Source organism: Aliagarivorans marinus DSM 23064 (assembly GCF_000429485.1).
Lineage (GTDB): Bacteria > Pseudomonadota > Gammaproteobacteria > Enterobacterales > Celerinatantimonadaceae > Aliagarivorans > Aliagarivorans marinus.
Map to the genome: position 1 here is coordinate 17,619 of NZ_AUBY01000013.1, position 12,457 is coordinate 30,075.

At 52.2% G+C, this 12,457-nt stretch carries 10 protein-coding genes; 3 read left to right on the forward strand and 7 right to left on the reverse strand.

The window, feature by feature from the left end; all coding sequences use genetic code 11:
• Positions 1–36 precede the first annotated feature (36 nt).
• Genes bamB through hisS form a run of 3 tightly spaced genes read right to left on the reverse strand, consistent with a single transcriptional unit; the run spans position 37 to position 3,139 of the window.
• Complete coding sequence (gene bamB, locus G461_RS0104420) at positions 37–1,224, reverse strand: outer membrane protein assembly factor BamB (protein WP_026970952.1); 1,188 nt, start codon at positions 1,222–1,224, stop codon at positions 37–39.
• Complete coding sequence (locus G461_RS0104425) at positions 1,217–1,849, reverse strand: YfgM family protein (RefSeq protein WP_026958894.1); 633 nt, start codon at positions 1,847–1,849, stop codon at positions 1,217–1,219. The genes bamB and G461_RS0104425 overlap by 8 nt, the downstream gene beginning before the upstream one ends.
• Positions 1,850–1,858: 9 nt before the next feature.
• Positions 1,859–3,139 carry a histidine--tRNA ligase gene (hisS, locus tag G461_RS0104430; RefSeq protein ID WP_026970953.1) on the reverse strand — a complete coding sequence of 427 codons (1,281 nt, stop codon included), beginning with the start codon at positions 3,137–3,139 and terminating at the stop codon, positions 1,859–1,861.
• A 294-nt stretch (positions 3,140–3,433) separates the two neighbouring features.
• Here hisS and G461_RS0104435 point away from each other — a divergent pair, with 294 nt between their 5' ends.
• Positions 3,434–4,531 carry a hypothetical protein gene (locus G461_RS0104435; protein ID WP_026970954.1) on the forward strand — a complete coding sequence of 366 codons (1,098 nt, stop codon included), beginning with the start codon at positions 3,434–3,436 and terminating at the stop codon, positions 4,529–4,531.
• A 1,287-nt stretch (positions 4,532–5,818) separates the two neighbouring features.
• On the opposite strand, the gene ftrA is transcribed toward G461_RS0104435, so the two are convergent.
• On the reverse strand, positions 5,819–6,799 hold the full coding sequence (gene ftrA / locus G461_RS0104450; RefSeq protein ID WP_026970956.1) for a transcriptional regulator FtrA: 981 nt from the start codon (positions 6,797–6,799) through the stop codon (positions 5,819–5,821).
• 83 nt (positions 6,800–6,882) lie between these two features.
• On the opposite strand from ftrA, the gene G461_RS0104455 reads away from it, so the two are divergent.
• Positions 6,883–8,469 carry a B12-binding domain-containing radical SAM protein gene (locus tag G461_RS0104455; protein WP_026970957.1) on the forward strand — a complete coding sequence of 529 codons (1,587 nt, stop codon included), beginning with the start codon at positions 6,883–6,885 and terminating at the stop codon, positions 8,467–8,469.
• Positions 8,469–9,401: a DMT family transporter gene (locus G461_RS0104460; RefSeq protein ID WP_026970958.1), complete on the forward strand. Its 933-nt coding sequence runs from the start codon at positions 8,469–8,471 to the stop codon at positions 9,399–9,401. The genes G461_RS0104455 and G461_RS0104460 overlap by 1 nt, the downstream gene beginning before the upstream one ends.
• 80 nt (positions 9,402–9,481) lie before the next feature.
• Here the strand turns inward: G461_RS0104460 and ispG are convergent, their stop codons facing one another.
• From ispG to pilW, 3 genes are read right to left on the reverse strand one after another with little or no spacing between them, the layout of a single operon-like run.
• The gene (gene ispG / locus G461_RS0104465; RefSeq protein ID WP_026958899.1) at positions 9,482–10,570 is read right to left on the reverse strand and encodes a flavodoxin-dependent (E)-4-hydroxy-3-methylbut-2-enyl-diphosphate synthase; all 1,089 of its coding nucleotides are present in this window, start codon (positions 10,568–10,570) and stop codon (positions 9,482–9,484) included.
• A 17-nt stretch (positions 10,571–10,587) separates the two neighbouring features.
• A complete protein-coding gene (locus G461_RS0104470) occupies positions 10,588–11,676 on the reverse strand; it encodes a RodZ domain-containing protein (protein ID WP_026970959.1) in 1,089 nt (362 codons plus the stop codon).
• Positions 11,666–12,451: a type IV pilus biogenesis/stability protein PilW gene (gene pilW, locus G461_RS0104475; protein WP_051333354.1), complete on the reverse strand. Its 786-nt coding sequence runs from the start codon at positions 12,449–12,451 to the stop codon at positions 11,666–11,668. The genes G461_RS0104470 and pilW overlap by 11 nt, the downstream gene beginning before the upstream one ends.
• Positions 12,452–12,457 lie beyond the last annotated feature (6 nt).

The window sequence follows — 12,457 nt, forward strand, 5'->3', positions numbered from 1 at the left end:
ATGAGCCTAGAACTGATTAGTACAGATTATAACAAGTTAGCGGCGTTCTAAGGCGTATAATTTACCGTTGCGCGCTTGAACAAAGACATTGTCTCCGCTGACGATTGGCCGGCTATATAAGCCGCTCTTATCTAGTCGGGTCTTGCTGACGAACTGACCGTTACTGCGATCCAGCCAATACAGGTAGCCTTCGCTATCACCTACCATCAGGTAGTCACCGTCGATGGCCACCGGAGTGAGCTGGCGATAAGACAGCGCTTGCTGCGACCATTGCTGCTCGCCTTGACGACGGTCCACACTGAACAGGTAGTCCTTCATGTCGCTTAGGTAGATGCGCGAACCGCTCACCAGCAGGTCTTGATAGGCCGAGTAGCTTTGACGCCACGCTTCAGCGCCGCTGCGCAAGTCAACCGATACCAAGTTACCGTTGTAAGCCACGCCATAGAGCTGCGAGCCAACCAATACCGGGGTGCTGTCGACATCCACCAAGCGGTCGATTTCGGTGGCGCCGCGCGACTGAGCCAGGGTGTACTCAAACATTAGCTGACCGTTTTGCTGCAGATACAGACCTACTCGACCATCGGCACGACCCACAATCACTGCACCAGCAGAGATCAGCGGAGAGCTGGCCGAACGCAGCATCAGGTTAGGCAGGTCAATCACGCTCTCCCAGAGCTGCTCGCCGGTGTGGGCATCGAGTGCAACCAAGCGGCCGTTAGCGGTTTGAACTGCAACAATGCTGTCGTCGACGGCAGGGGCAGACAGCACCTCGCCAGAGACTTGGGCTTGCCAAACAATCTCACCGGTTTCAGCATCGAGCGCAAACACATCGGCGTTCTCGGTACCCAGGTAGACACGCTGATAAGCGCCGACCAGGCCACCAGAGATGCGGGCGTTATTGGTATTACCACGGAACTGGTTGTTGCTCTCAACCTTGGAGAGGTCTTGGGTCCACAGCAGCTTGCCGCTTAGGTCATAGGCCTGAACCTTACCGAAGCGTTCGGCGGCGAACAGTGTGTCGTACGCCACCAACGGGGTGAGCTGTGAGTAGTAGTCCTTTACTCCCTTGCCTACGGAGACCTGCCAACTAATACGGGAGTCGAATTGGTTGTCGAACTCCGGTACCTCTGCCATGACGATGACGTCTTCTTCTTTGTTAAACAAAGAACAGGCAGACAGGGCAAGACACAATCCTGCTATGGCAAGTGTTTTCAACTTAGCCATTATCAGCAGGCGCCTCCGTCAGATCATTCAGTTTGATATTCAGGCTAGCATCAAGCTCAGCACCACCGGCCGCTAAGGCCGCTTGGTAGGCTTGGCGAGCCAGAGCCTTTTCACCGCGCGCGATGTAGACATCGCCACGCAACACATCAACCAAAGGCTGAAGGCTGAAGTCGCTGATTTGCGCAAGCGATGCCAATGCTGCATCGAAGTCTTCTAACTGGAATTGCACGCGAGCAACTCGCAGACCCACCAAGCCTTTTAGCTCTTCAGGGGCGTTGTCTTGGGCATACACCAACTGCTGCAGCGCGTCGCTGTAGTTGCCTTCGTCAACCAGGCTCTTGGCCAGCAGCAGCGAAGCAAATACTTCGTAGTTGTCACCGCTTTGGTTGGCCAGAACATACTCTTGTAGTGGCGCAGCATCGCCGCTGCGGCGCATTTGCTCAACCACCATCTGGTAGGCATCTGATGCGGCTTCTTGCTGGGCAACCTTGTGTTCGCCGTAGTAGCGCCAGCCAAATACCAAGGCCAGACCCGCCACGGTACCGATGACTACCGAGTTACCGTTCTTCTTCCACCAATCCTTAATCGCCTGAACTTGTTGTTCTTCGGTGCTATAAACTTCCACCTGTTCCCCTTAGTCTTCTAACTGCTGTGTAAGCAAAGTCGGTAGCTCTTGCTGCGCGATGGTCTGTTGTTCGTTTTGACCACGCAGGTACTTAACGGTGACTTGCTGGTTGGCCAGCTCATCTTCACCGATAATCAGTGCAATGCGAGCACCGGACTTGTCTGCACGTTTAAATTGTTTTTTGAAATTACCGCCGCCACAGTGGGTCATCACTCGCAGCTTGGGCATGCTATCACGTAATTGCTCGGCGAGGGCAAACGCAGCGCTCAAAGTGCCACTGCCCGCACTAATTACATAGACATCGGCCGGCTCTGGCAGTTCACCCAGTAATTCAAGGGTTTCCAGAAGCAGTACCAGACGCTCCATACCCATGGCAAAACCCACACCCGGGGTTGGCTTGCCGCCAAGCTGTTCCACCAGGCCGTCGTAGCGGCCGCCCGCACATACGGTGCCTTGCGCGCCTAGGCTTTCGGTTACCCACTCGAACACGGTGTGGTTGTAGTAATCCAGGCCACGTACCAGGCGCGGGTTGATTTCATACTCGATGCCAACGGCATCCAAGATCTCTCTTAAGCGGGCAAAGTGCGCTTGGCTCTCTTCGCTTAGGTAATCATCCAGTTTTGGCGCATCCACCAGACAGGCTTGTACCTCTGGGTTCTTGCTGTCTAGTACCCGCAGCGGGTTGGTGTACATTCGACGCTTGGCATCTTCGTCCAGGCTGTCTTTATGCGCTTCCAGGTGAGCAATCAGCGCATCGCGGTAGGCGGCGCGGCAGGCATTGCTACCCAAGGTATTGAGTTGCAGCGTTACGTGTTTCTCCAGGCCAAAGGCCTTCCAGAAACGCGCAGACAACATAATCACTTCGGCATCCATATCGGCGCTGGCTACCCCAAAGCTCTCCACACCGATCTGGTGGAACTGGCGATAGCGGCCTTTTTGCGGACGCTCGTGGCGGAACATTGGGCCCATGTACCACAGGCGCTGTTCTTGGTTGTACAGCAAGCCATGCTGGTTACCGGCACGCACACAGCTGGCGGTACCTTCCGGGCGCAGGGTCAGGCTGTCGCCGTTGCGATCCTCGAAGGTATACATCTCTTTTTCAACGATATCGGTCACTTCACCGATGGAGCGTTTGAACAAGTCAGTGCTTTCTACCACTGGCATACGAATTTCGCTGTAACCGTAAGCGGCGACGGTGTCACGTACTACTTGTTCTACCTTCTGCCAGGCAGGCGTATCGCTGGGCAGGCAATCGTTCATGCCACGAATAGCTTGGATCTGTTTAGCCACGAGAATCTCTAATTTTGCTGCGGTTAATCTAAAGAGTCCCCGATTATAGGGACTGTTGAGGTGTGAGTAAAAGGGGGTTATTGCTTCCTAGGCGAGGATTCTACCAAAAACACAGATTTTGTGTATCGATATGGTATCGAATTTGATTCCTCTGTTCGGGGAGAAATAAATTCCCCCGCCCCCTTTGTTAAGCCTTTTGACCCATTACTAAAAGGGTGACTTCATGCCCTTTCTTTCAACTCCTAAATGATGATAGATTCAACTATTATGTGAAGTGTAAGTTAAGGAACAACTTTGGCCGGAGATAAGGATAAGCTCTTAATAGAAGCAGTTTGCAACCACACACCTTGGCAGCTTCTACAAGCAATTTTGAAGGAGTCTGGCTTACCCGTATCTAAAGGTGTCGCTCACACAAAAATCGCGCTAGGTAAGCTGTTAGCTGAAGGAAAGTTCACCGACAAGCATCACAAGAAACTTTTTCAACTCTATTGGCAAACTGTGTGCTTTGGCGAAAAAACAGTGAAATTTGAGCAATTCGACGGAAGCTTTCTACAGCGCCTAAAGCAAGCTGGCAGCTTAATAGAGCCTGAAATTAATCTGAACACGATCAACTTTCCTTTCAAAGATAACTCAGCTAATCACCTGTTAGATAGCTCGGCTAAACTTGTACGGAGTGACGCTATGGAAGGCGGTATCTGGCTTTTCTTCGCTTCACTCAAGAGTTTGACCGAAAACATCGAGCTTGACCGTTCGTACTTCGAACGTATCAATAAAGACTACAACCTTCCACCTGAGCTGTTTGACGTCAAAGCCAAACAAAAAACGACAAGGCAGTTTTACGATATCGTCTATGTAGATTTCGCCAAGCAGCTCGTGGAGTATAGACTTGATACCGTATCTGCAAATTCGACTGATCTAGACGAAGCATTCTTCGCTCTCAAACGCTCGTTTCTGAGGCAAGTAAGGAGGATTCCTGCTTTGGCAGATTTCGAGTGCGAAACAGTTAACTTGTTCCCGCAAATTAGCTCCCTTTACAACAACTCAAGTCACAGGGTGTGTGAACTGGGCTTTACTGTTAGCTCTGTCACTCATCATGAAAAACAACGCTCTGGCAACAAAGACCTCCGCCATGAGGTGTTTCATATCGCAGGTGTAAACAAAGTTGATGGTATCGATGTTTTTAGGGTTGCTACTAGAGAACTGCATCAGCTAGGCTCAGCTACATACGAGTCAGAACTCTACTTACCAGGAACTTTGAAAATGCTTGGTAGTGCCCTTAGCACCCTTGAGTATGCACTGATCAAAAACTGTTTAACTTCATTTGATTATAATTCAATGAAAGACTCACTATTCCCCACCTCTAACAAGGGAATGTTAACAGGGGCCGCCTAAGCACATGGCATCTCTACAAGCTCGGATCGAGACCGAATGGGAAGGTACAAGCACGTTGCCTATTCTAAGGTGCATCGTAGATACTTTGTGCGAAAATTCAAGTGTTTACATAGACTCAAACACATCACTGAGTACGTTTCAACGTATAGTCCAAGATAACCTGAATGACGTAGACGTAAGTCACCCGAGCGTTGTAGAAGACATTTTAGTTTCCATTAACTACCTACTTGACCCCCACGTAGGCTTCCTAGAAACAAAGTACGAGTTGTATGACGAGTTCGAGCCGATTTGCAGCCTAACTGTTGAGGATGTCAAACAGGCCGAAGAAGATGGTTGGTTAGTTCACCCTGTTTCAGGTGTTCAGATAGACGACTTTAAGGACCATGTGATAATTACTTTTAGCATGCTAACTGAGTGCGCATAGTGGCCTCTCTATCCAAAGCTGAACAGATCCTAGTCAACACGTTAACTATTGCAGACCTAGAGCGGGGAGAATGTTCTAGGTTTCTCCCGTATGCTACAGCAGCAGTGCGGAGCGATCTGAGTCTAAGTTCTTTTTCCTCTTTCATTCATAACTTAGAGAGTCAGCTAGAAGTTGTCCTAAAAAACATGGAGTTACATCCATATTTACGACAAGATGACAGTGAGGACCGAAGTTCTATAGACATAGTGGCAGGATTGAAGTTGCTCGGAATTCCCGCCTCACATGGAACCAATTTTGGAGGCGGAAGTACTGATATATCCTGCCTAATACATGACCAGTTCCTATGGATAGCTGAAGCGAAGAATGACTACAACAATTCTCACATACTAGAAGGCTTCAGACAGTTGGTAGATCGGTACGTTATGGGTAGTCATCGCATTCAACGTAAAGGCGCTCTAGTAATCTACTGTAAGAACAAGCCAGCTTCTGCAGTACTTGATAGCTGGAAGCAGTACCTCACGCAGATTAATCCGGAAGAATATTCTGTCACAGTTGAAAGCTCTGAAGAGAGTACTTTTGAAACAACCCACTATCACCGAGCCAGTAATCAGCGTCTTTATGTGAAACATATCGTAGTTTCTCTTTATCAAGACCACACGGATAAAAGTGCGAAAGGTAGGAAGCCCCCCAAAAAAATCTATTGCGACAACTGTCATGCAGAGATTAATGGGAACTAAAAATGAGAAGTTGAGGTTCACCGCCCCAAGCCAATAACAGCAGCTTAGCCACCTCCAGTGTCTTAACAAGGTCGCTTTACAGACCCTACGCCCCTATATCGGAGAACTCTTTTACCTTGCTAGCGACTAGTTTGTCGGCGTCGAGGCATGCCGGCGGAACTCGGTAGGGGTTTGACTCACCAGCTTGCGGAACTGATGGCGAAAGGCGCTCTCCGAGTTAAACCCGCAGTGGTAGGCGATATGTGAAACGCTGGATGGAGTGGTCGCCAGCAGCTCTTTCGCGCGGTCGATACGTGCCCGGGTCAGCCACTCTATCACCGGCAAACCGAGCACGTTTTTAAAGGTTCGCTGGAAGGTACGCGGCGTCATATCCATTTGCTTGGCGAGCGATTCAACGCTGTGGGGCTCAGATAGCCGCTCCCTGACCCAGTCGACCACTTCTGCAATTTTTGTCTGCGACGTTGCCATCAGCTCCTGGGAGATGATCTGCAGCTGCTCGCCATCGCGATAGGCCGGTATTACCAAGCGTTGCGCCACCATATTGGCCACCCGGTAGCCATAGTCTTGCCTGACCACGTACAACATCATATCCAAGCCAGCTGCAGAGCCTGCCGAGGTGAGGATATTGCCATCCTCGATATAGATGGAGGTTGGCGATACCCGCAGGTTTGGGTATCGCTCAGACAGTAAGTTGGAGTGGTGCCAATGGGTGGTAACGGCTCGGCCGTTCAGTAGCCCTGCGGCCGCTAGCACAAATGCACCGGTACAGATACTACAGATCCGCGCGTTACGCTGGTGTGCCCGTTTTAAGGCGTTGAGCAATGCCTCGGGTGGCTGCTCGTTCACGTCTCGCCAGCCAGGCAGGATAATGGTATCGGCCTGGTCGAGGATCTCGGGTCCGTGCTCAAAGGTGACTGACACGCCGCCTACTGCGTCCACCGTGCTTGATTCGATACCGCAAACCTTAAAATCGTACCAATCGACATTCAGCTCGGGCCGCTCCAGACCAAAGATCTCGACGGCACAGCCAAACTCAAATGTTCTCAGTGATTCGTATCCCAGTAAAACAACACTGTGCCGTGACGAGGTGGCAGGATCTTGCGGCATTTTGTCCCTATTCAATCTGTTACGAACATCGCCTTGTTTATAACATTTTTGTAGATAAACAGATACGGACAGTTTCTCCCCCCATGAAAGTCGCACTAGTCAATCCCCAAACCGAAACTCGAAGCATGCGCGAGCTTTATGATCACCATGAGAATCATGCACTTGCCTTGCTTCATGCGCAGTTAGAACAGCACCTACATCAATGTGAAACCATCGACCTGCGGGTCGACTCGTTAAGTGAGAGAGATGCCGCACAGCAGATTATGGCGGGCTACTTCGATTTGGTCGTGTTTAGCGTCAACTACGCGACCATGTCATCGGCCCTGCTGATCAGCGGAATCATTTGCCTCGAAGCGGCTCATAAGCCGGTGATTGCCCTAGGCGGCGAACATGCCTCGTACCAGAATATCGAGATTATGGAGACGTACCCCCATATCGATGTCATCTGCCACGGCGAGGGTGAAGCCACCCTGCTGCAACTGGCCAATGCCCTGGAAGAAGAAGTCCCGCTTGAGTCGGTACTCGGCATCACCTACCGACGCGCAGGTAAAGTGGTTGAGGCAGAGCCGCAGCCGCCCATCAGCGAACTCGATATCCTTCCCTTTGCTGATCATCACGTTGCGCAGCGCGCCATAAGCAATGGCAAGTGTGTCGAGATTGGCATTATGACCAAGCGCGGCTGCCCTTATCCGTGTAGCTTTTGCAATGCCCAGCGCTTTTTGGGAAATGGTAATACCGGGGTTCGCTATCGCAGCCCCGAGAGCGTGGTGGAAGAGATTGAGCAGCTGGCACCACTGGTCAAACAAACCGGCCAGTTCTTGAGGATCTATGATGCGACCTTAGTCACCCCCTCAAACACCGATCGAAAGTGGTTTAATCAGTTCTGCGATCTGATGGAAGCGAAACAGCTGCGGGTACCCATGGATGCCTTTATTCGCACCGACAGCTTCAACCTCAGTAAAGAGAAAGACCGGGCGTTTCTGGAGCGCCTCAGAGGCGTTGGCTTAATTAGCACTTACTTAGGCCTGGAGGCCGGCGATGACCAGCAGTTGGAGTTGTACAACAAGAAAACCAACGCTGAGACATCGGAAGGGAAATACCATTATCTGCGGAGCTTGGGGATGTCCGGCTCGTCCAACGGCATCATCAACTTCTTCCAAGGCTCGACCATTGACCAGCTCAAAACCAACGCGGCATTTTTATCGCGGGTGGGTATGGCGACCTTCTGGAACTTTCTCTCAAGGGCAGAGACCTTGCCCGGGATTGAGATGAACAAATCAACCAAACAGCAGCCACGAAAGAATCTCTGGGATGTCAGCAACTATCAGTTTGAGGATAGGCGTGTACATCATCTCTACGAGGCGCTGTATAGCATTGGCAATCAACATTACTTCGTTCGCTATGAAGACCGGATCGCCCGACGGATCCGCGACAGCATTCGCATCAAAAACTTCTACCAAGGTTATCTTGGATACTCGGAACAAGAGCAAGCATTCGATGACCACATTCAAACGCTACAGTCGTTCACGGTGGAGTTTGTGCTCGCCCAGATAGAGAACGTCAGCTTGGAAAACGCCTTTGTTCCCAACCCGAGGGACATCCGTAACTACGTTGCGAAGATGAACGAGGGACTTGCCTTTATCGCCGACCACTACCGAGAGTACATCTAATGAACACCTCAACCTATATCAAGCTGAGTCTTTCAGCCTTCTTCTGGGGAGGGTCGGCCATTGCGGGTAAGATTGCGATGCAGACCTTCTCTGTGTCACTGGTAACCATGTTGCGCTTTAGCATCGCCGCACTGGCGCTGTTGGTTCTGTATCGCCGGCAAATCGTGGCCTATGCCATGCCTGCAAAGCAACACCTGAGGGTAGCGTTCACCGCGTTTTTTGGGATTACCGCCTGTTACTACTTCTACTTTGGCGGGCTTAAGCTCTCTAGCGCCTTTAACGCCGGTATTATCGAGGCGACCATTCCTTGCTTGACCCTGTTTATTGCCACCTGCAGCGGCAAACGAGAGCGGCTGACCAAGGTGATTGGCTTCTTAGCCGCCTATATCGGCGTTATCTACATCGTGTTTGAGGGTAAGCTGGAGAATCTGCTGACCATTGAGTATTCGGTGGGAGACCTGCTGCTGCTGTTTAGCACCTTCTGTTTCGCCATCTACAACATCTTGGTTGAACGCAACAAGCGAGACACCCCGAACAACCTGTTTATGTTCTACATCTTCTTCTACGGCAGTTTGCTGTTGCTGCCTTGGCCAGTGATCGATTGGATGGTAGCTGGAAATAGCATGCTCCTGCAGCCGATAGCACTCGATGCCATCATCGCGGTGCTGTTTATGGCCATGGGCGGCTCGGTTATCGCCTACCTGTTTTTCAACCAAGCGATCTCGGTGGTTGGCGCCGCCAGCGCTTCATCGTTTATTAACTTGGTGCCGGTGATCACGGTGTTCTTGTCGGTGGCATATTTGGGAGAGGATATATCGGTGAGCCAGTGGACCGGGTCGCTGATCATCTTCATCGGTGTTGCGGTGTCGAACTACGAGCCCAAGCGTGAGCGCTCCTCCCCGACTCCGATGGTCAGTGAGCAGGTTGAGTAGGCGATTTTCCTACGTCAGATAGCAAAAACGCGACATCAGATGTCGCGTTTTTTATTCGAATAGCAACGGTGAATACCGAGTTAGACCTTGGAGATGGCAATCCGCTGACGGATCCGCGCTTCCAGCTCGTCAACCAGCTTATCGTTATCGAAGCGCTCTTTTTGGCGCACGCCGTCGATGTAGAAGCCGCTCTTGCGGTTACTGCCGGTAATACCCATATCGGAGATCAGTGCCTCACCCGGACCATTAACTACACAACCGATAATCGATACATCCATGGGCGTCACGATATCCTCCAGGCGCTGCTCCAGCTCGTTCACGGTAGAGATCACGTCGAACTCTTGGCGTGAGCAGCTTGGGCACGCGATAAAGTTGATGCCGCGCGAGCGGATACGCAATGATTTGAGGATGTCGAAGCCAACCTTGATCTCTTCCACTGGATCGGCCGCCAGCGACACCCGCAGGGTATCGCCGATGCCTTGCGCCAGTAGCATGCCTAAGCCCACCGAGGATTTCACCGAGCCGCTGCGCAGGCCGCCCGCTTCGGTGATGCCAAGGTGTAATGGCTGGTCAATCTTTTGCGCCAGTTGCTGGTACGCACCTACCGCGAGGAACACATCGGAGGCCTTTACGCTGACCTTAAACTGGTCGAAGTCGAGACGGTCGAGGATGTCCACATGGCGCATCGCTGATTCAACCAGGGCCTCAGGAGTCGGTTCACCGTACTTCTCTTGCAGGTCCTTTTCCAAGGAGCCGCCATTTACCCCGATGCGGATCGGGATATTGCGCTCTTTGGCGGCATCAACCACCGCGCGAATGCGGTCTTCGCGACCGATATTGCCTGGGTTGATCCGCAGACAGTCCGCGCCGTATTCTGCCACTTTAAGGGCGATGCGGTAATCAAAGTGGATATCGGCCACCAAAGGGATATCAATCTGCGATTTGATCTCTTTGAAGCACTCAGCGGCTTCCATGGTGGGTACCGAAACACGCACGATATCACCACCCACCGCAGCGATACGCTGGATCTGCGCTACAGTGGCGTCGATATCGGTGGTGCGGGTGTTGGTCATGGACTGCACCGTAATCGGCGCATCGCCGCCGACCGGCACATTGCCGACCATAATCTGGGTGGATTTACGGCGTTTGATTGGACTTTCTTGCTGCATGTTAAATCTTCACTACCCTACTCAGGGATTTGCATTCTAACGACTCGACCTGGAGTATAAGAAGAAAGGTCGACGCTTTCACCTTGATAAGAAATACTTACCCCAGCCACTGTACCCAGAACCAAACGAAATGGCGCTTGGCCTTCTAAGGTGAGCTCACGTCCAGGCTTCATGCCGCCGATAATCAGGCGTTTCTCGTTGGCGTCGTAAACCTCTAGCCAGCACTCTTGCTCGAAGGCTAAGCCCAACACGGCTGCGCCGCTGGCGGGTTCAGGCTCACTCACCGGGCTTACCACCGATTCGGCAGCTGCGGCGGCTTGAGGCTCACTTTCTGGCAAGGCAATGGGCTGTACGATTTCTGGCGTAGACTCTGCCACTGGCGTGGAAGCAGGCGCGCGCTCAACGGCAGGCGTTTCAACCGACGGAGTGGCGGCGGGCGCAACTACGGCTTGTGGCTCAGGGCTCTCCGGCAGTTGCACGGGAACGGGCTCTTCAGTTGGCGCATCGGCGTTTGTTTCATCAGCAGTTGTTTCAGGGCTTGGCGAACTAGCAAACTCGGCGGCGACCGGCGCGGCAGGCTCTGCTTGCTGCTCTTGGATAACAATCTCTTGCTGATGAAGTTGCTCGTTTAGAGCCTGCTCTTGCTCGGGGCTCAGTGGCGGGGTTAAGAACTGGTACTTGCCATGTTCTTGCCACCACCACATCACTAGCAGCGCGAAGATGCCGATACCAATCAGGTAGCTGACACGCATCAGGCGGCTATCGTTGTTCTTTTGTTTGATCTTCTTCGAGAAGCTTTGCAGTTCGGTAGCGGTTTCGGCTGAATCACTGCTCTGGGCATAGCTGTCGAGAATGCTCTGCTCGTCCAGCTCCACCAAGCGGGCATAGGCGCGCAGGTAGCCCTTGATAAAGGTGGTGGACAGGCCGCTCTCGTAGCTATCGCCTTCAATGTCTTTGACCACTTGTAGGCGCAGTTTCAGGGCGTCGGCCACCTGCTCCTGACTCAGATTGGCGGCAACACGGGCTTCCTGGAGCAATTGTCCAGGGCTGGGCACACTGTGTTCTTCGCTATTCTCTTCTGGAGCGGATTTCGTGTTAGTACTCATTAGCTATATATCGTTTTGTTTGAATTGCGTTGGGGAAACGCTGTTGTAGTTCCATCCCCCAGCGAGCTTCCGCAGCAAAATTGTCCGCGCCGTTTTCCAGTAGGACCCAAGCGAACAGGCTACGCGGAGTCTGCTCGGCAATACTATCATACCGCTCTAAATAAACACGGGCTTGGGAGAATTTATTTTGCGCAATCAGGATCTCGCTGGCACCGAGTAACGAGGCCGGGCGATTAAGGTTATAGGCCAAGGCGGCATTGAAATACGCCAGCGCCTTATCGGGCTCTCCCTGACGGCTGGCACATAGGCCAGCGTTCTCATTGGTAGAGGCAACTTCGATGTAATCCGGGTTGCTCAGGGCTTGGTTAAACAGCTTCTCAGCGCGCTCAAAATCGCCATGCTGGCAGAGCATCACGCCGTAGTTATTCATCACATCGCCATCGCGCGGGCTTAAGCTGAGCGCTTGCTGATAGGCAGCCTCTGCGCGCTCGCGCTGGCCCACTTGGTTGAAGAAAAAGCCTTGGGCCACATAGACATCGACCAAGCGCGGTGCCAGTTGCAGAGCTAAATCGAGGTTACGGCGAGCTTGCTCAGCATCACCAGCTTCCAGATAACGCAGCGCCAAACTCACCCGGGTTTTCGCCGCAGCTTCTTTGTCGACCGTGGATCCAACATCGTTGCGCTGTTGCCCATTGACCCGGGTTTCGGTTACGCAGGCAGATAGCCCTAACACACATGTCACCAGTAACAGCGCTGGTACAGACACTCGCAGCATGACCCA